This window comes from Croceitalea marina, from assembly GCF_042684265.1.
In the GTDB taxonomy this organism is placed as follows: domain Bacteria; phylum Bacteroidota; class Bacteroidia; order Flavobacteriales; family Flavobacteriaceae; genus Croceitalea; species Croceitalea marina.
This window is the reverse complement of record NZ_JBHULB010000080.1, coordinates 1-19,438: the sequence shown is the minus strand read 5'-3', so window position 1 is coordinate 19,438 and position 19,438 is coordinate 1. Positions and strand designations below refer to the sequence as shown.

Here is a 19,438-nt window from a genome sequence, read left to right as displayed (position 1 = left end):
ATGAAAAAAACCTTAATAGGCCCATTTTCGCAGTTACTCACCTTGGCTAATATTCCCTTAAAGGGAGCAATTGAAGATGAAGCACTTTTAGTTATCGAAAATGCAGGGGTCCTAATATCAGATGGAAAAATAAGTGGTATCGGAAAGTTTACTGATTTAAAATCAGAGGATGTTCAAATAGAACATGTTCATGGTAAAAGCGTTTGTATACCAGGATTAATCGATGCGCACACCCACATTTGCTTTGCGGGCTCTAGGGCGAACGATTATGCCCTACGGAATTCGGGCAAATCTTATTTAGAAATTGCTAAAACTGGCGGAGGAATTTGGGACACGGTTACCAAAACCCGAAGAGCGACGCAAGCAGAATTGGTTGATGGAATCATTGAGCGGGCTCAAAATCATTTAAAATCTGGTACAACCACAATAGAAATAAAAAGTGGCTATGGCCTTTCGGTGGACGAAGAGTTAAAAATGCTTTATGCTATTAAAGAAGCTAGTTCTAAAATAGAAACTGATCTTATAAGTACGTGCCTTGCAGCACATATGAAACCCAAAGATTGGGTAGGCTCCGCGTCGGCCTATTTAGATGAAATAAGTTCAAAATTATTTCCCATTTTAAAATCAGAAAAGCTTACCAACAGAATTGATGCTTTCATTGAAGAAAGTGCCTTTTCTTCGTTAGAAATAGCCCCTTACTTCAGAAAAGCAAGAGCTATGGGTTTTAGTATTACGGTTCATGCCGATCAGTTCTCCACGGGTGGAAGTGAAACCGCAGTGCACTACAATGCAGTTAGTGCTGACCATTTGGAAGCGAGCACTCAAAAAGAGATTGAATTATTGGCAAAAAGCAACACCATTGCTGTAGCGCTTCCTGGGGCATCTCTAGGTCTAGGTTGCGATTTTACTCCTGCACGCAAGATTCTGGATGCCGGCGGGGCTTTAGCCATTGCCAGCGACCACAACCCCGGCTCTGCCCCAATGGGTGATTTATTAAGTCAAGCAGCGATTCTTGGAACTTTTGAAAAACTCTCAAATGCCGAAGTTTTAGCAGGAATCACCTTTAGAGCTGCAGCAGCACTAGAATTATCAGACCGTGGGACTTTAGAAAAAGGAAAAGTTGCCGATTTTATAAGTTTCCCTACGGATGATTATCAAGAAATAACCTACCACCAAGGGCAACTAAAACCCAATGGAGTCTGGAAAAATGGGGTGAAACAGTAGGTATTAGGTAAAATAGAATTCAAAAACTTGTCAAATTGAGCCTGTCGAAGTTTAACAAAAAATATTGAACTCAAGTTTGAGTAAAGTTAGAAATTGATACAAAATGAATAAATCAACAATACTTTCATTTAAGGAGGCTATTCTTCAAGGAATCCCTAAACAACTTCCTGAAAAGAAAGTTTATCCTAAAAATGGAAATCCCGCACCCAAGCGAAAAGAGATTTTATCAGTAGAAGAAAAAAAACTGGCCATTAAAAATGCACTGCGTTATTTCCCTAAGACCTGGCACCAAGAATTAGCAATAGAATTTGCACAAGAATTAAAAGAATTTGGTAGAATTTACATGCATCGTTTTAAGCCAGATTATACGATTTATGCAAGGCCGTTGAATGAATACCCAGCTCATACAAACGAGGGAGCAGCAATTATGCTAATGATTCAGAATAATCTAGACCCTGCTGTTGCCCAGCATCCTGAGGAATTAATTACCTATGGCGGAAATGGCGGTGTTTTTCAAAACTGGGCGCAATATCTTTTGACCATGAAATACCTTGCAGAAATGACTAGTGAACAAACTTTGCATATGTATTCTGGTCATCCGATGGGGCTTTTTCCCTCATCAAAAGAGGCGCCAAGAGTAGTAGTAACGAACGGTATGATGATTCCCAATTACTCAAAACCTGACGATTGGGAAAAATATAATGCCCTAGGTGTTACGCAATATGGCCAAATGACAGCCGGCTCATACATGTATATTGGGCCACAAGGTATCGTTCACGGAACTGCAATTACCGTAATGAACGCTTTTAGAAAAGTGTTGGACCAAGGGGATTCCCCTAACGGAAAGGTTTTCTTGACGGCAGGATTGGGAGGTATGAGCGGAGCACAGCCAAAAGCAGGAAACATAGCAGGATGCATAACGGTTTGTGCAGAAGTAAATCCCGCGGCTGCAACCAAAAGACACGAGCAAGGATGGGTAGATGAACTCATATCCGACATAGACGAACTAGTTAAAAGAACCCGAACGGCAATTCATAAAAATGAGGTTGTTTCTATCGCTTTTATTGGTAATGTAGTAGAGGTTTGGGAGCAATTTTATGAAGAAGATATTTATGTTCATCTAGGATCCGATCAAACATCATTGCACAACCCATGGGCTGGGGGTTATTATCCGGTTGAACTCTCATTTGAAGAAGCTAATCAAATGATGGTAGAAAACCCGGAAGTTTATAAAGAGAAAGTACAGGCTTCTTTACGCAGGCAGGTAAACGCAATCAACAGACATAGTGAAAAGGGTACCTATTTTTTTGATTACGGTAATGCTTTTCTTTTAGAATCTTCAAGAGCTGGCGGCGATGTAATGGCCAAAAACAATATCGATTTCAAGTATCCTTCTTATGTTCAAGATATTTTAGGCCCTATGTGTTTCGATTATGGGTTCGGTCCGTTCCGTTGGGTTTGCACATCTGGCAACCCTGAAGATTTGCAAAAAACTGATGCTATAGCGCTCAAAGTAATGGAAGAAATTAAAGCAAATGCTCCTATAGAAATTCAGCAGCAAATGCAGGATAACATTACTTGGATAAGGGAAGCCGAACAAAATAAATTGGTCGTTGGTTCGCAAGCACGAATTTTATATGCGGATGCAGAGGGCCGAATAAAAATTGCCGAAGCTTTTAACCAAGCTATTGAAAACGGTAAAATTTCTGCTCCAGTAGTTTTAGGTCGTGACCATCATGATGTTAGCGGCACCGACTCCCCGTTTAGAGAAACTAGCAATATTTACGATGGGAGTAAGTTCACGGCAGATATGGCAATGCATAATGTTATTGGGGATAGTTTTAGAGGGGCCACCTGGGTATCCATACACAATGGTGGCGGAGTTGGTTGGGGCGAAGTAATCAATGGCGGTTTCGGGCTGTTGTTAGATGGTTCAAAAGAGGCAAGTAAAAGATTGAAGAATATGCTTTTTTACGATGTAAATAATGGCATATCTAGAAGAAGTTGGGCAAGAAATGACGAAGCACTTTTTGCTATAAAACGTGAAATGGAACGCACACCTGAACTAAAAATTACCTTACCTAATTTGGTAAATGAGGATTTACTAGAAAACCTTTTTTAAAGTTATGGCATATCAAAATCCACGACCAGAAAATTGGACAGGAAGGGTTTCTAACCAAGAGCTTTATTTACATGAAAAAGTAAAGTTAATATCGGCTTCATCATTGCCAAAAACCGAAGAAAAAGCTATTGCGATTTTAGGTTATTCCTGCGATGAGGGGGTAAAAAGAAATCAGGGAAGGGTCGGCGCAAAAGAAGGTCCAAATGCAATACGAAAAGCATTGTCTAAAATGCCCAACCACTTATCCAATACTGAGCATGTTTTTGATGTTGGAGATATTGTTTGTTTTGATACTGATTTGGAAAAAGCCCAAGAACTACTCTCAGAGCAAGTTTTTGCCTTACTGCAAAAAAACACCTTTCCTATTCTCCTAGGTGGCGGACATGATATTGCTTATGGTCATTACAATGGTATTAAAAAATACCTAGCTTCAAAAAATAAGAACCGTACTATTGGAATTATAAATTTTGATGCGCATTTTGATTTGCGTGCAAACCTTGACGGAAGTAATTCTGGCACTCCTTTTTATCAAATAGCAAAAGAGAATACTACATTCAAATACCTTTGTTTGGGAATTCGAAAAGATGCGAATGATGCCCAACTTTTTAAAACTGCCAAAGAATTCAAAGTTGATTATGTGCTAAGAAACAAGTTCGCCCTATTTAATTTAAAGGCCATACTAAAACAACTGCAAATCTTTATTGATACCGTTGACAAAGTTTATGTCACCATTGATTTAGATGGCTTTTCTTCAGCTTATGCTCCGGGAGTTAGCGCAGCATCTCCTATGGGCTTCGAGCCTAATGTTGTGATGGCCTGTTTAAAAATAATCTTAGCCTCCAAAAAGGTAATCAGTATTGACATGGCCGAGATGAATCCTAAATATGACAGGGATGGACAAACCGCAAAACTCGCTGCTTCTTTAGTGCATCATGTAATTCACACCAAGTTTTAAACACAAAAAAAGCCTCCCAAAAGGAAAGCCTTTCATTGGTTTGCAAATTAATGCAATACCTAGCTTTAATTCTGTGTATCGAATTAAAGCCCAACACAACACTACAAAGATAGTAAAGCTTTTACTTTTAAAATAAAAAAGTGGATTCGACTTCTATCAAGGCCATAATTTATCTGCAACAATCCTTTAACTCGTTTGTAAACTCTACCAACTAAAAAAGGGCTTCACCAGTTGGCAAAACCCTTTTACGAGAACACTATATGAAAATGAAAAAATTTACTTTCTTAATTAGTAACAAGATAAAAGTATACTGAAACAGTGGTAATACATAAAAAATGATGTGAACTCATAGATTGTTATGGTTTAATCCCATAATTTTAGTGGTAAGCCATTTTTTTTGAAATGAAAATTAGAATTAAAGGAAATACAATACGGTTTAGATTAACCAAATCTGAAGTACAAAGGCTTTGTAGTACAGGGCATATAGAAGACAAAACCGAATTTTTAAATCAAGACTTTGTTTATGCAGTTGAATTATCAAAAGAGCATGATACCCAAAGTGTAAGCTTTCACGATAATAAAATCATATGTTATCTGCCCTACAACATTGGCCACGATTGGTACAATACAAATGAAGTTGGTTTTGAAAATGTACAAAAACTAACTAAGAACAAAACTCTCTTTATACTTGTAGAAAAGGATTTTACATGTTTAGATAATAGACTAGAAGATCAATCCGATAATTACCCTAATCCAAAATCAACTGAAGCTTAAATTCGGCTCCCTATGAAAAAAGATAGTAAGAGAAAGGTTTCTTATACCGGCAAAATAGCATTCACGGGGCTTGAATTAAGTGAATCTGTCACCCATGCCGCAGGTTTATTGGGTGTAAAGGAGGCATTACGCCATGGTTTTAAAGAAATGGGAATTGTAAGGTCAATGAGGGGCTTGTTGGAAATGAACCAAAAAGACGGCTTCGATTGCCCTAGTTGCGCCTGGCCAGACCCTGAAAAACCTTCAAAAATTGCAGAATATTGCGAAAATGGTGCAAAGGCCTTAGCTGATGAAGCCACCACCTCAAAAGCAGACATAGACTTCTTTAAAAAGCACTCTGTGGAAGAACTTTCTCAACTCACAGATTATGAGCTCAACAAAGTTGGAAGATTGGTAGAGCCCCTTGTGCTAAAGCCTGAAAGCAGTCATTACGAACCCATTACTTGGCAAAATGCGTTTGACTTAATAGCCCAACAATTAAAAAAATTAGATTCCCCAGATGAAGCTATTTTTTATACCTCTGGTCGCTCTAGTAACGAAGCTGCCTTTTTATACGGAATGTTCGCCCGCGCGCTGGGTACTAACAATATGCCCGATTGCTCTAATATGTGTCATGAAAGTAGCGGTGTAGCACTGGGTGAAACTTTAGGAATTGGCAAAGGCTCCATAAAATTAGAGGATTTGTATGGAGCAGAAGTGGTCATTGTTGCAGGGCAAAACCCAGGCACAAATCATCCGAGAATGTTAACCGCCTTAGAAAAATGTAAGAAAAACGGAGGCACGGTTATTAGTATAAATCCATTAGAGGAAACTGGGCTCATCAATTTTCGAAATCCGCAAAATTTAAAAGGTCTGGTAGGTAATGGCACAGATTTGGCCGATATTCATTTACAGGTAAAAATCAATCAAGATATTGCTTTGGTCAAATTAATTTTAAAACGATTGGCAAAGCTTGACGCTATAGACAAATCGGTTTTTGATCACGATTTTATCAAGACCTATGTACAAGGATATAATGAGTTACTAGAGAATATCAATAGCTATGATGAAAAAGACTTACTGGAAAAATGTGGCGTTCTTGAAGAAAAAATAAACCAAACTGTAGCGCTGCTGGCCAAAAAATCCAAAATTGTTGTCTGCTGGGCAATGGGCCTTACCCAACATAAAAATGGGGTAGAAAATATACGAGAATACGTAAATCTCCTTCTTTTAAAAGGTGCTATTGGAAAACCCTTTGCCGGCACTTGCCCAGTTCGTGGTCACAGTAATGTGCAAGGTGATCGCTCTGTTGGTATTCAACATTTTGTAAATACCGAGTTAAACGCAACTATTGAAAAACACCTAGGCTTTATACCACCCACAAAGGAAGGGGTAGATACAGTTGGGGCCATGAAGGCCATGCATGAAGGCAAAGCCAAGGTATTTATGTGCTTAGGTGGTAATTTTCTAATGGCCGCATCAGATACAAAATATACAGCCGAGGCATTGCAACAGTGTGAGCTTACTCTGCAAGTGAGTACCAAATTAAATCGCACCCATTTGGTTACTGGGAAAACTGCTTTGATTTTACCAACCTTAGGACGTTCAGAAAAGGATTTAAAAAATGGAAAACAACGGAATTTTACCGTTGAGAATAGTATGGGGCGAGTTACGCAGTCGAAAGGGATATTAAAACCTGCTTCAGAAAACCTAATGAGCGAACCTGAAATTATTGCCAACCTGGCGCATACTTTTTTTGAAGGCAAACATGCCATGGATTGGAAAACACTTGGTCAAGATTATGGTCTGGTGCGACAACTTATTGATAAGGTCATCAAAGGTTTTGAAAAAACCGACGAACGTTCTAAAGGTGTGGGGTACTATTTACCCAATAACGTTCGCGAACTTGATTTTAGCAAATTACCCAACGGAAAGGCGCAATTGACCATTAATAGATTGCCTAAGCATGATTTAAAGACCAATGAATTTATGCTCATGACCATACGCTCACACGATCAGTTCAATACTACTATTTATGGTCTCGACGACAGATATCGTGGGGTTTACAATGAAAGAAGAGTGTTGTTTATGAATGAAAAAGATATGGAAAGGTTACAGCTACAAAAACAGGATATCGTGAATATCGCAAGCAACTATAATGATACCAAAAGGGTTGCGCACAATTTTATTATCGTACCCTATAAAATTCCAAAGGGAAATTTGGCTGCCTATTTTCCGGAGACAAATGTTTTGGTGCCCCACAATCATTTTGCAGATAGAAGCAAAACCCCAATTAGCAAGTCGATTAAAGTGCAGATTCAAAAAAAAGATTCTTAAGTTATTCAACCGGCAACTGCATCAAGTGCATCGACCAAATAATCAATATCTTTTTTGGTCATATAAATAGCAAAAGATAATCTGAGGGCATTGAGCCCATGACTGCTCATGGGTCTGCAATCAATACCATGCTTTTCCCAAAGACTTTGTTTCACCTCTTTTACATTTTTTCCGTTTACCTCAACTACTTGTATTGCCGAAGAAAGTTGACCTGAAACAGGACTCTTTAAAGTAAAACGATTATCATTTTCTAATTTCGAGCGGAAGTAAGACTTAAGTTCAAAACTCCGTTTATGTATCTCTTCTGCACCTATGGTATTATGAAAATCGATAGAAGCCCCTAAGCCCAAAACCTCTGGAAGATTTCGTGTGTTATAATTCTCCAATCGGCGAATACTCTGGTCTTGATAACCCCTAGCGACCATTAGAGGTTTTAGATATTTTTGACTTTCTTGTTTTGCATAAAAAATACCGACTCCCTTAGGTGAAAAAAGCCATTTATGTGAACTGGCAGTATAAAAATCACAGCCTAGATTATTTAAATCGATTGTAAACATTCCTGCAGATTGCGCACCATCTACAGCAACTAAAATCCCTTTTTCATGTGCCATTTTTGACACCTCTTTTACAGGTAATATCATCCCATTGGTATTCACGATATGGCACATGGATATTAGCTTTGTTTTAGGTGTAATTGCCTTTCTATAAACTGTGGTCAATTCCTCAATACTTTTGGGTAGAATAGGTAATTCTGGCCGCACCAACTTGACACCTTTAGTTTCTTGCCAAACTTCCCAAGGAATGGTTCCGCTTGCGTGTTCATGATTGGCCAGAATAATTTCATCTCCTGGTTGCAAATCAAAACTTCTAGCAATAAGATTCATACCTTCTGTAGTATTATGAATCAATGCGATTTCTTCGTCAGTGACTGAGAATAACCTAGCAACTTTTTTACGCACCGCTTCTTTTTCATCATACCACCCTCCCCACATATATTTCGATGGAAAACCATCCAGTAGATTTCTGAACTTTTGGGTTTCTTGTTGAATTTTAACTGATGAAGCTCCAAGAGAAGCATTATTAAAATATCTTAGCCCTTCTGCTAGGTTGAATTGAGATTTTACAAGCTCCCAGTAGGCTTCAGTATTAGCCTCTCCTTCAAAAATACCTTCAGCCTTCCAATCATCTTTTAAGGTATTACCAAATACGGGCATTGTCATCGATGCTAAGGCACCTTGACCAAAACGTTTTAAAAACTTTCTTCTATTTTCAGAATCCATCACTCTTTTCTTTATACACCTGCTACGATGTTAAAAGTACAAGAGAAATTCTTAAGACCGATAAATTTATTTGAATGCTTGATGCCCCGTAATATCAGCACCAGTGATTAATAAATGGATGTCATGAGTACCTTCATAAGTAATCACACTTTCAAGGTTCATCATATGCCGCATAATACTATACTCGCCAGTAATACCCATTCCGCCTAACATTTGTCTGGCTTCGCGCGCAATTTTAATGGCCATATCAACATTATTACGTTTGGCCATAGAAATTTGAGCCGTAGTAGCTCTACCTTCATTCTTTAATTGCCCCAAACGAAAAGCCAATAATTGAGCTTTAGTGATTTCGGTAATCATTTCAGCTAATTTTTTCTGCTGTAATTGGAAAGCAGCAATTGGCTTTCCAAACTGAATACGTTCTTTGGCATAACGTAACGCCGTATCATAGCAATCCATGGCCGCGCCGATAGCACCCCATGCAATACCATAACGAGCAGAATCTAAACAACCAAGCGGTGCTCCAAGTCCAGATTTATTTGGTAATAAATTTTCTTTAGGCACTTTTACATTGTCAAAAATAAGTTCACCCGTAGCGGAAGCGCGCAAAGACCATTTATTATGTGTTTCGGGCGTTGAAAAACCTTCCATATCACGCTCTACAATTAGACCATGTATTCTTCCTTCTTCATTCTTGGCCCACACAACGGCAACATCTGCAAAAGGAGAATTTGAAATCCATAATTTAGCGCCATTCAACAAATAATGGTCTCCCATATCTTTGTATTTGGTTTCCATACCACCTGGGTTTGACCCATGATTCGGCTCCGTAAGTCCAAAACAGCCCATCCATTCTCCTGTAGCCAGTTTTGGCAAATATTTTTTACGTTGCTCTTCTGTACCATACGTAAAAATAGGATACATTACCAACGAAGACTGTACCGAAGCTGTAGACCGAACACCACTATCGCCGCGTTCGATTTCTTGCATTATTAAGCCATAACTGATTTGGTCAAGACCTGCCCCACCATATTCTTCTGGAATATAAGGACCAAAAGCACCGATTTCTGCCAAACCTCCGATAATCTGTTTTGGAAATTCTGCCTTTTGGGCATAGTCTTCAATAATTGGGGAGATATCACGCTTTACCCATTGGCGAGCAGCATCGCGAACCAATTTGTGTTCTTCAGAAAGTAAATCGTCTAAATTGTAATAATCAGGAGCTTCAAATAAATCAGGCTTCATGCAAAAAAATTTTACCAAAGGTACTAATGATATGTAACATTTCACATCACGTCTGTTACATTTTCAAGTAGAAAGCTTTTGTTAATTCTTGATACTCTTGCGTATATTCATGTCTGCTTATTTCAATAACAAGCTCATCTTCTTTGAGCTCATTTTCTTCAAATGAAAATTGCAATAAGCTTCTTTTTATTTCTGAATCTGGACTCCCTTTTACCCTTGTAATTCGATTAGCATATAAATTAGAATTTAAGGCCAGAGAACAAAATTCTTTCTCCTCTTTAAAAGGAATAATAGTAGCAAAGCTGCCGTTTGAAGAAAGTAAATTTTCCGCTGCCCTTAAAAGCATATCAAAAGGTAATGCTAAATTTTGTCTCGCATTGTCCCGTGCTTTATCACCACTAGAGACGTCTTCCGAATAAAATGGTGGATTTGAAACAATTAAATCATAACTGTCATCCATTTCCTCAACAAATTCTTGCAGACTTGCATGATAACAGAAAAGCCTATCACCCCAAGGCGAAGCTTCAAAATTCTCAACACATTGCTCATATGCATCATCATCCAACTCAATAGCGTCTATAGTTTCTGCTGCTGAACGTTGAGCAAGTTGTAATGCAATTAACCCAGTACCTGCTCCAATATCCAAGACTGATTCAGGGTTATTTTCTAATGTTGTCCATGCCCCAAGCAAGACCCCATCCGTACCTACCTTCATAGCGCATCGGTCTTGATTTATGATAAATTCTTTAAACTTAAAGGGTTTGGACATTAATTTAGAAATTACAAAATCACTTTATGATTATTAACACACTTCGACAAGCTCAGTGTGACCAATACACTTAAAAATCTTGAGTTTGAATTTGATGCTTGAACTTGAACTTAATTAGTACCCAAGATACAAATCCACCAACCCTTCCGGTGTAGTAACATAGATTTTTTTGGATGCTCTATCCACTTTGGTAATGATATCGTCCGAAACCGGAATCAGCAATTCTTTATTCCCCTTTTTGGCTTCAAAAAGCACCTGTGATGCAGAATCGTTGATCGATTGTATCACCCCAATATCGCCATGAACTTCGTCCATCAAAGTAAATCCTATGACTTCATGAAAATAAAACTTGTTGCCACTGAGTTTTGGGAGCATTGCAAGCGGTAAATACAATTCTGCACCCAAAATTCTATCTGCAGCAGATTCATCTTTTACTTCTTCAAAGTCAATACGAAGTAAGGTTGATTTATGTAAACGACATCTATCAATAAAAAATGGAACCAGATTGTTCCCTAGTGAAACAAAAACTGATTCCATGTTTTCGTAAATCTCCGGTTCATCGGTATCGATTTTAGCCAATACCTCCCCTTTGAAACTATATTTTGAAACGACTTTGCCTAGGTAGAAACAATCTTCCTTTTGCATCGTCTAAATTTCTACTCTTCTTCTGAGCTAGCCTCTGGAGCAGCTTCTTCGGCTTTAGCTTCTACTTTTGCAGGAGCTTCTTCCTTAACTTCTTCTACAGCCTCAGCTACTTCCTCTTTAACCTCTTCTGCAACTTCAGTTGCCTCTGCAGCAACTTCTTCTACAACTGGCGCACTTTCTTCAACTACTTCTTCTGCAGCTTCTTCAACTTCTGGCAATGCAGCAGCGGCTCTTTTTTCACTAAATTCTTTTTCGGCTTCTAGTGCTTTTGCTTTCGCATCTGCCTGCGCCTTATCAAGACCATCTACTTTAGCAGCTACCGACTTTTCTTTCTCGGCTACCCAAGCTTGAAATTTTTCTTCAGCCTGCTCTTCGGTAAATGCTCCTTTACGAACACCACCCAATAAGTGATGCTTCATAAGCACTCCTTTGTATGACAAAATTGCCCTTGCAGTATCTGTAGGTTGTGCTCCATTGCTTAACCATTGAACAGAACTGTCTACATTTACATTAATCGTAGCAGGGTTTGTATTAGGATTATAAGTTCCTAATTTTTCCAAAAATTTACCGTCTCTTTTTGCACGAGAATCCGCAGCAACGATCCAATAGAATGGTTTTCCTTTTTTACCGTGGCGTTGCAATCTAATTTTTACTGGCATATCACATTAATTTGTAGGGTGCCCGACCCAGATTATTAATTCTTTTAATCACTTTACTTACAAAGCGGGTGCAAAAATACATTTAATTTTAAAATATTCAACTATTACAGCCTTAGAAAGTTAAATCTCTTTAACACTACGGCCCCAATCCTCTAAATCTTTGTTAAACCCCTGTATCTACTTGACTTTTTGCAAAAAAACTGTAGGTTATATAGTGTAGTTATTGAGAGACAATAACAGACAAATTAAAAATGAAGATGAATATTATGAAGTACACAATTGAAATGTCGAACAAATTAAACGATTTATTAGAAAGAACCTATGACGCCGAAAAAGGCTTTAAGCAAGTAGCGGAAAAGGTAAACAATACGATTATCAAAGAATTTTTTCAAAAAAGAGCCCAACAACGATATGATTTCGGGCATGAGCTAAAGGCTGAAATCAAAGCATTTGGCCAAGAGCCAGAAAAAGGAGGAAGCTTAAAAGGAAAATTACACAGAACGTGGATTGATTTCAAATCGTTATTTAACAACGAAAATGAAGAAGCAATGTTAGAAGAGGTAAAATGTGGTGAAGAAGAAGCCATTGAAACCTACAATGACATCTTACATGACAAAGAGTTCGTATTACCACCATCTACGGAAAGTTTATTAATGAGACAACGCAATGCGATTAGAGAAACGCTCAAAACGGCCGACCTCTATGAAAATGCAGTCTCGTAATAGGTTGTTTTGATTGATTGATATGTAAAAGCTGGGCTAATGCCCAGCTTTTTTTTGGTTGATAACTCATTACAACTCTCCTTTACCTAAATAAGCTTTTTAGCTATTTTTATTCCTTACTTTTTAATAGGTTCTTGCCTCCGCCCGAACTGACAGAATTTAACATATGTACCTAATCTTTGATACTGAAACCACAGGTCTTCCCAAACGTTGGGATGCCCCTATAACCGATACTGATAATTGGCCACGTTGCATACAAATTGCATGGCAGTTGCATGACAGCATGGGAAACTTGGTAGAACATCAAGATTATTTGGTACAACCAGAAGGGTTTAATATTCCTTATGAAGCAGAACAGATCCACGGAATTTCTACCGGGCTAGCCGAACAAGAAGGGATTCCGTTAAATGAGGTTCTGGAACGTTTTAATGAAGCTTTGGCCAAAGCCAAATTTGTAGTCGGGCAAAATGTTGGCTTTGACGTTAACATTATGGGAGCGGAGTTCCATCGAGAAAATGTTGCTAATCCCTTACAAGATTTACCCGTATTGGATACTTGTACGGAACATACGGCCCAACTTTGCCAAATACCAGGAGGGCGTGGAGGTAAATTCAAGCTTCCTACCCTTACGGAACTTCATGAGTATCTTTTTAACGGACCTTTTGCCGAAGCCCACAATGCCACCGCAGATGTTGAAGCAACGACCCGCTGTTTCTTAGAGCTTGTACGAAGAAAACAATATACCAAGAAGCAGTTAGACGTTCAACCCGATTATTTTCAAAATTTTTCGGAAGCTAATCCAAACGAGATTCAGCTCATTGGTTTGAAACACCTCAATCTAAAGAAAGCATCTAAAAAAATAGCCGATGCCCTTTGGAATAAGGATACCGGTGGAATATCGGAACAAGAGCTTAAGGAAAATGCTAAAGATTTAGCCGGTGTTGATTTTGTACACCTGCATAATCACTCGCAGTTTTCTGTTTTGCAATCCACCATGTCGATGAAAGAACTGGTAAAGCAAACCGCTAACGCCAATATGCCGGCAGTAGCTTTAACAGATCATGCCAATATGATGGGCGCCTTTCATTTTGTAAAAGAAGTAAAAGCGCATAACATGGCGGCTAAAGAAAAAAACGCTGCAGCTCTAGAGAAGGGTGAACCAGAAACAGAAAAAGAAATCACCCCAATTATAGGCTGCGAATTTTTTGTTTGTGAAGACCACACCAATAAAAATGTAAAAGACTACGGCTATCAAATTGTGCTACTTGCTAAAAACAAAAACGGCTACCATAACTTGGCAAAAATGTCTTCTATTGCCTATACCGACGGATTTTATTACGTTCCAAGAATTGATAAAAAGGTAATACAGCAATACAAAGAAGATATCATTGTACTCTCTGGAAACCTGTATGGAGAAATACCCGGCAAAGTACTCAATGTGGGCGAAAAACAAGCCGAAGATGCCTTATCATGGTGGAAACAAGAATTTGGAGAGGACTTCTATCTTGAAATCATGCGCCATGGGCAAGAAGATGAAGACCGTGTCAATAAGGTACTTTTAGAATTTGCCAAAAAGCACGATGTAAAATTGGTTGCATCGAACAACACCTACTATGGTAACAAAGAAGATGCAGAAGCCCACGATATTCTGTTATGCGTAAAAGATGGCGAAAAACAGACCACACCCATAGGTAGGGGTCGTGGTTACCGCTATGGCCTACCTAACCAAGAATACTACTTCAAGTCTTCTGATGAAATGAAGACCTTATTCAAAGACATTCCAGAAGCTATATTAAATCTGCAAGAGATTGTAAGCAAGGTAGAAGCTTTTGATCTGGCCCGTGACGTTTTGTTACCCGAATTTGATATTCCTGCCGAGTTTAAGGTAGAAGAAGATGCAATTGATGGAGGCAAAAGAGGTGAAAATGCATATCTAAAACACATCACCTACAAAGGAGCGGAAAAACGCTATGGGGAGGTAACAGATGAAATTAAAGAACGAATAGATTTTGAGCTAAAAACAATTGAAAACTCCGGTTATCCAGGTTATTTTTTAATCGTAGAAGATTTTATTCGCGAAGCTCGTAATATGGATGTTTCCGTTGGGCCTGGTCGTGGTTCGGCAGCAGGTTCCGTAGTTGCATACTGTTTAAAAATCACCAATATAGACCCGCTTAAGTACGATTTACTTTTTGAGCGATTCTTAAATCCAGATAGGGTTTCAATGCCCGATATCGATATTGATTTTGATGATGAGGGTCGTGGTCGGGTGATGGAGTATGTCATCAATAAATACGGCGCCAACCAAGTAGCTCAGATTATTACTTACGGTACTATGGCCGCTAAATCATCCATTAGAGATACCGCTCGTGTTTTAGATTTACCCTTGAATGATGCCGACCGTATTGCCAAGCTGATTCCGACCATGTCTAAATTAGGTAAGATTTTTGGGCAGTCGGATGCGGACTTAAAAAAGAAATTTAGAGCTGATGACCTAGATAAGGTTCATCAATTGCTCAATATTTCAGAAGGAGATGATTTAGAAGGTAGAACTGTAAATATGGCCCGTGTTCTAGAAGGGTCATTGCGAAATACAGGAATACATGCTTGTGGCGTTATTATTACGCCAGATGATATTACCAATTTCGTACCAGTGGCCACTGCAAAAGATTCTGATTTATATGTCACCCAGTTTGATAACTCAGTAGTAGAAAGTGCGGGGCTTCTAAAGATGGATTTCTTAGGATTAAAAACCTTGACACTTATTAAAGACACGGTTAAAATTGTAAAAGCAAGAACCGGTGAAGATTTGGTGCCAGATGATTTTCCTCTAGATGATGAGAAAACTTATGAATTGTTTCAACGTGGTGATACGGTTGGTATATTTCAATACGAATCTCCGGGGATGCAAAAGCATATGAAAAACCTTAAACCTTCGGTTTTTGATGATCTCATTGCCATGAATGCTTTGTATCGTCCAGGACCAATGGAATACATTCCCAGTTTTATCGCCCGTAAACATGGTGAGGAAGAGATAACCTATGACCTTCCTGAAATGGAGGAGTATCTAAAAGACACCTATGGCATTACGGTTTATCAAGAGCAGGTGATGCGTTTGTCACAAAAGATTGCAGGTTTCTCTAAAGGTGATGCCGATGTGCTAAGAAAAGCCATGGGTAAGAAGATATTTGCCCTACTACAAAAATTAAAACCGCAATTTTTAGATGGCGGAGAAAAGAACGGACATCCGAGGGAAGTCTTAGAGAAAATATGGAAAGATTGGGAAGCCTTCGCATCTTATGCATTTAATAAAAGTCATTCAACCTGCTACGCATATATTGCTTACCAAACGGCCTATCTAAAGGCCCACTACCCTGCCGAATATATGGCAGCGGTTTTGTCTAACAATATGAACGACATTAAGCAGGTAACTTTCTTTATGGAAGAATGTAAACGCATGGGCCTAGATGTACTTGGCCCTGATGTAAACGAATCGTTCTATAAATTTGCGGTAAACAAAGACTACGCCGTGCGTTTCGGTATGGGTGCCATAAAAGGAGTTGGCCGTTCTGCCGTACAATCCATTGTAGATGAACGCAAAGAGAATGGCCCCTTCAAATCGGTTTTTGATATGGCCAAACGCATCGATTTACGTGCCGCGAACAAAAAAGCTTTTGAAAATTTAGCGGTTGCTGGTGGATTTGATTCTTTTGGCGATACTTTACGGGCACAATACTTTCATGACGAAGGTGATGGAATTTCGTTTCTTGAAAAAGTAATCAAATACGGGGCAAAGTTTCAAGAAAATGAAAACTCTTCACAAGTCAGTTTGTTTGGTGATTCTAGCGAAGTGCAAATTCCAGAACCGACGGTCCCCCCATGCGAAGATTGGGGCACTATGGAAAAACTAAGACGAGAGAAAGAGGTCGTAGGCATTTATCTTTCTGGTCACCCTCTAGATGATTTCAAAAAAGAAATTACCGCTTTCTGTAATACAAGCGTATCAGTTTTTAAAGACGACCTAGATGGCTACGTAAATCGCGAACTGTCTTTTGCGGGCGTTATTACCGATGTGCAACATCGTATTTCTAAAAATGGAAAAGGGTGGGCAGCTTTTACCCTAGAAGATTACACCGATACGCATGAGTTTCGAATTTTTGGTGAAGAATATCTAAAATTCAGGCACTTTTTAATGATCAACTCTTTTGCCTATATCAAAGTATTTGTGCGTGAAGGGTGGACAAATAGAGAAACCGGTAAAAAGGGAGACCCTCGACTTCAATACAATGACTTTAAGCAATTGCAAGACGTCATGGATTCTTATGCAAAGAAATTGACCATAAAACTTGATATTGCTGCCTTGCAAGAAAAACGCATTATCGCCTTAAAAGACACTTTACGTTCTCATAAAGGCAGTCATCCTTTAAATTTTATTGTTTATGAAATGGAAGAGGAAATAAAATTAAGCCTATCCAGCAGAAAACAAAAAGTAAATATAACAAGTGAATTATTGCATACATTGGAGGAGCAAGAAGTTCATTATAAACTTAATTAATATAAGTTTTACTGATATACCAATAACCAAAACGAATGTTAAATCCGTAAGGAAACACCCCTGTATTTGACTAACTTTGCGAAATAGTAAATAAAAAAACATGGCACTAGAAATAACAGATGCAACTTTTGACGAAGTTGTTTTAAAAAGTGATAAACCAGTAGTAGTAGATTTTTGGGCAGCTTGGTGCGGTCCATGTCGTATGGTTGGTCCAATTATTGACGAAGTAAGTACAGAATACGATGGTAAAGCCGTTGTTGGTAAGGTAGATGTAGATGCAAACCAACAATTCGCAGCCAAATACGGCGTACGTAACATTCCAACGGTATTGGTTTTCAAAGATGGCGAAATCGTTAGTCGTCAAGTAGGGGTATCTCCTAAGAAAGTATATACCGATGCTATCGATGCCTTATTATAATAGTTAGCAATCGTTAAATTTTAGAAAAGGTCTGGCCATTGCCAGACCTTTTTATTTTATCTTAGTTTTTCATGGATATCAAATCTGAGCTAAATAAGGCCAAACTATTTTCTAATCTTGAACTTTTGGCAAAGCAAGTGGTCGAAGGCTTTATCAGTGGCATCCATAAAAGTCCGTTTCACGGATTTTCTTCAGAATTTGCCGAGCATAAAATTTACAATACCGGAGAAAGCACCAAACACATAGATTGGAAACTTTTCGCTCGCACCGATAAACTATACACTAAGCGTTACGAAGAGGAAACCAATTTGCGTTGCCATATGATTTTGGATAATTCGGCCTCAATGTACTACCCCAAAGTCAAAAACTTAGCAATCGATAATTTAAATAAGATAGGTTTTGGTGTTTTGGCTATTGCATCTTTAATGAACATCCTTAAAAAGCAAAGAGATGCTGTTGGTTTAAGTATTTATTCTGATGCTTATAGTTTTTATGTGAACGAAAAAAGTAGTGAACGCCATTTTCAAATGTTGTTGGATAAACTCAACACTGTTGTTTTAAACGAAAATCCGGCAGAAGACACCCGATCTTATCATTATTTACAACAGATTACAGAAAAACTCAAACGTCGAAGTTTAATTTTTCTTTTTTCCGATATGTTTCAAACAGAAGTTGAAGAAACTAAACTTTTTGAAGCCCTTCGTCATCTAAAATATAACAAGCACGAAGTAGTGCTCTTTCACATATTGGACAGAAACCGTGAACTAAACTTTAATTTTGACAATAGCCCCAAGCGTTTTCTTGATGTAGAAACCGGTAAACATATTGACCTGTATGCAGAAAATATCAAACAACGTTACGAAGAAAAAGTAACCGATTATTTAAGAAACTTAAAACTTAAATGCTCACAATACAAAATAAAATATGTAGAAGTAGATGTTGCTTCTAATTTTTCCAACGTATTGAACACCTTTATGACGGAACGTCAAAAATTTAATTAGTGAGATTTTATACAAAAAAAGGTTGTTGATATGAAAAAGTGTAGGTATATTTGCCTCCGCTAAAAGCGAGGTCTGGTAGTTCAGTTGGTTAGAATACCTGCCTGTCACGCAGGGGGTCGCGGGTTCGAGTCCCGTCCAGACCGCTTATAACCTCTCTAAGTATTTGATTTAGAGAGGTTTATTTATTTTAGGGGCTACTATTAGGGCTACTAATACATTTTTATTCTCTAAAACAGTACTTTTTCCAATACTTCTTCTGCGGGTTAGATATAAGTAGAGATTAATATTCTTGAATTAAAATTTCTGCGGGTATTCTTAAATGTTTATTAATTGACCGAATATCCTTCAAATCTAGCTTACTAGTACCATTTAAAATTTCAAAAATTTTTACATTGTTTAAAATTGTGCAAGCCTAGATTCATCTATTTCGTTTTGAGCCATCATGAAACGGATTGCATCCAGTGGATGGCAATTTTCTATTGGAAAATTTTCTTCCTCATATTTTTCTAATACCATAGACAGCAAATCGAATTCTTCAAGTTCAGGAGATCCCTTCTGAGCATCGAAAATATTTTTTAACCGCTTTAAGTAAACTTCATATTGTTTTTGATTTCTAATAATCTTTATTTGAATATCCGTAATTACTCATAATTTATTATATTTGACTGAACCTAAATCACTTGGCTTATGAATTTATTTACGTTTAGTGCTCATTTCGGGGACGAGGAGGCCTGTAGATTACATTTTAAAGAA

General features: G+C 38.2%; 14 protein-coding genes and 1 tRNA gene. 10 read left to right on the top strand and 5 right to left on the bottom strand.

What is annotated here, in order from left to right; translation table 11 throughout:
* The 5 genes from hutI (at window position 1) to ACFSQJ_RS16435 (ending at window position 7,391) form a co-directional block, all read left to right on the top strand.
* Window positions 1-1,224 (top strand): imidazolonepropionase, encoded by a 1,224-nt coding sequence (gene hutI / locus ACFSQJ_RS16455; protein WP_377768055.1) that lies wholly within the window; start codon window positions 1-3, stop codon window positions 1,222-1,224.
* A gap of 103 nt (window positions 1,225-1,327) precedes the next feature.
* The gene (locus ACFSQJ_RS16450; RefSeq protein ID WP_377768054.1) at window positions 1,328-3,346 is read left to right on the top strand and encodes a urocanate hydratase; all 2,019 of its coding nucleotides are present in this window, start codon (window positions 1,328-1,330) and stop codon (window positions 3,344-3,346) included.
* A gap of 4 nt (window positions 3,347-3,350) precedes the next feature.
* Window positions 3,351-4,301: a formimidoylglutamase gene (gene hutG, locus ACFSQJ_RS16445; RefSeq protein WP_377768053.1), complete on the top strand. Its 951-nt coding sequence runs from the start codon at window positions 3,351-3,353 to the stop codon at window positions 4,299-4,301.
* Window positions 4,302-4,703: 402 nt separating this feature from the next.
* Window positions 4,704-5,075: a DUF7009 family protein gene (locus ACFSQJ_RS16440; RefSeq protein ID WP_377768052.1), complete on the top strand. Its 372-nt coding sequence runs from the start codon at window positions 4,704-4,706 to the stop codon at window positions 5,073-5,075.
* 12 nt (window positions 5,076-5,087) lie between these two features.
* Window positions 5,088-7,391 (top strand): FdhF/YdeP family oxidoreductase, encoded by a 2,304-nt coding sequence (locus ACFSQJ_RS16435; RefSeq protein ID WP_377768051.1) that lies wholly within the window; start codon window positions 5,088-5,090, stop codon window positions 7,389-7,391.
* Window positions 7,392-7,396: 5 nt separating this feature from the next.
* Here ACFSQJ_RS16435 and ACFSQJ_RS16430 read toward each other — a convergent pair whose 3' ends face one another.
* From ACFSQJ_RS16430 to ACFSQJ_RS16410, 5 genes are all read right to left on the bottom strand, one after another.
* Window positions 7,397-8,671 carry an aminotransferase class V-fold PLP-dependent enzyme gene (locus ACFSQJ_RS16430; RefSeq protein ID WP_377768050.1) on the bottom strand — a complete coding sequence of 425 codons (1,275 nt, stop codon included), beginning with the start codon at window positions 8,669-8,671 and terminating at the stop codon, window positions 7,397-7,399.
* 66 nt (window positions 8,672-8,737) lie between these two features.
* Window positions 8,738-9,916 (bottom strand): acyl-CoA dehydrogenase family protein, encoded by a 1,179-nt coding sequence (locus ACFSQJ_RS16425; protein WP_377768049.1) that lies wholly within the window; start codon window positions 9,914-9,916, stop codon window positions 8,738-8,740.
* A 55-nt stretch (window positions 9,917-9,971) separates the two neighbouring features.
* The gene (locus tag ACFSQJ_RS16420; protein ID WP_377768048.1) at window positions 9,972-10,685 is read right to left on the bottom strand and encodes a tRNA1(Val) (adenine(37)-N6)-methyltransferase; all 714 of its coding nucleotides are present in this window, start codon (window positions 10,683-10,685) and stop codon (window positions 9,972-9,974) included.
* Between the two features lie 114 nt (window positions 10,686-10,799).
* Window positions 10,800-11,330, bottom strand: coding sequence for a ribosome maturation factor RimM (rimM, locus tag ACFSQJ_RS16415; protein WP_377768047.1), 531 nt, complete (start codon window positions 11,328-11,330; stop codon window positions 10,800-10,802).
* An 11-nt stretch (window positions 11,331-11,341) separates the two neighbouring features.
* Window positions 11,342-11,989 (bottom strand): 30S ribosomal protein S16, encoded by a 648-nt coding sequence (locus ACFSQJ_RS16410; protein ID WP_377768046.1) that lies wholly within the window; start codon window positions 11,987-11,989, stop codon window positions 11,342-11,344.
* Between the two features lie 266 nt (window positions 11,990-12,255).
* On the opposite strand from ACFSQJ_RS16410, the gene ACFSQJ_RS16405 reads away from it, so the two are divergent.
* The 5 genes from ACFSQJ_RS16405 (at window position 12,256) to ACFSQJ_RS16385 (ending at window position 18,828) form a co-directional block, all read left to right on the top strand.
* The gene (locus ACFSQJ_RS16405) at window positions 12,256-12,711 is read left to right on the top strand and encodes a ferritin-like domain-containing protein (RefSeq protein WP_377768045.1); all 456 of its coding nucleotides are present in this window, start codon (window positions 12,256-12,258) and stop codon (window positions 12,709-12,711) included.
* 166 nt (window positions 12,712-12,877) lie between these two features.
* Window positions 12,878-17,266, top strand: coding sequence for a DNA polymerase III subunit alpha (dnaE, locus tag ACFSQJ_RS16400; protein WP_377768044.1), 4,389 nt, complete (start codon window positions 12,878-12,880; stop codon window positions 17,264-17,266).
* Window positions 17,267-17,366: 100 nt separating this feature from the next.
* On the top strand, window positions 17,367-17,684 hold the full coding sequence (trxA, locus tag ACFSQJ_RS16395) for a thioredoxin (protein WP_339337500.1): 318 nt from the start codon (window positions 17,367-17,369) through the stop codon (window positions 17,682-17,684).
* Window positions 17,685-17,755: 71 nt separating this feature from the next.
* Complete coding sequence (locus tag ACFSQJ_RS16390) at window positions 17,756-18,685, top strand: DUF58 domain-containing protein (protein WP_377768043.1); 930 nt, start codon at window positions 17,756-17,758, stop codon at window positions 18,683-18,685.
* A gap of 69 nt (window positions 18,686-18,754) precedes the next feature.
* Window positions 18,755-18,828 (top strand) — tRNA-Asp (locus tag ACFSQJ_RS16385).
* Window positions 18,829-19,438: the final 610 nt, after the last annotated feature.

Coding starts and splice junctions, on each gene's coding strand:
- hutI (WP_377768055.1), top strand. CDS start 1: ATGAAAAAAACCTTAATAGGCCCATTTTCGCAGTTACTCACCTTGGCT.
- ACFSQJ_RS16420 (WP_377768048.1), bottom strand. CDS start 10,685: ATGTCCAAACCCTTTAAGTTTAAAGAATTTATCATAAATCAAGACCGA.
- ACFSQJ_RS16430 (WP_377768050.1), bottom strand. CDS start 8,671: ATGGATTCTGAAAATAGAAGAAAGTTTTTAAAACGTTTTGGTCAAGGT.
- dnaE (WP_377768044.1), top strand. CDS start 12,878: ATGTACCTAATCTTTGATACTGAAACCACAGGTCTTCCCAAACGTTGG.
- ACFSQJ_RS16425 (WP_377768049.1), bottom strand. CDS start 9,916: ATGAAGCCTGATTTATTTGAAGCTCCTGATTATTACAATTTAGACGAT.
- ACFSQJ_RS16390 (WP_377768043.1), top strand. CDS start 17,756: ATGGATATCAAATCTGAGCTAAATAAGGCCAAACTATTTTCTAATCTT.
- ACFSQJ_RS16405 (WP_377768045.1), top strand. CDS start 12,256: ATGAAGTACACAATTGAAATGTCGAACAAATTAAACGATTTATTAGAA.
- trxA (WP_339337500.1), top strand. CDS start 17,367: ATGGCACTAGAAATAACAGATGCAACTTTTGACGAAGTTGTTTTAAAA.
- ACFSQJ_RS16450 (WP_377768054.1), top strand. CDS start 1,328: ATGAATAAATCAACAATACTTTCATTTAAGGAGGCTATTCTTCAAGGA.
- ACFSQJ_RS16410 (WP_377768046.1), bottom strand. CDS start 11,989: ATGCCAGTAAAAATTAGATTGCAACGCCACGGTAAAAAAGGAAAACCA.
- ACFSQJ_RS16435 (WP_377768051.1), top strand. CDS start 5,088: ATGAAAAAAGATAGTAAGAGAAAGGTTTCTTATACCGGCAAAATAGCA.
- hutG (WP_377768053.1), top strand. CDS start 3,351: ATGGCATATCAAAATCCACGACCAGAAAATTGGACAGGAAGGGTTTCT.
- rimM (WP_377768047.1), bottom strand. CDS start 11,330: ATGCAAAAGGAAGATTGTTTCTACCTAGGCAAAGTCGTTTCAAAATAT.
- ACFSQJ_RS16440 (WP_377768052.1), top strand. CDS start 4,704: ATGAAAATTAGAATTAAAGGAAATACAATACGGTTTAGATTAACCAAA.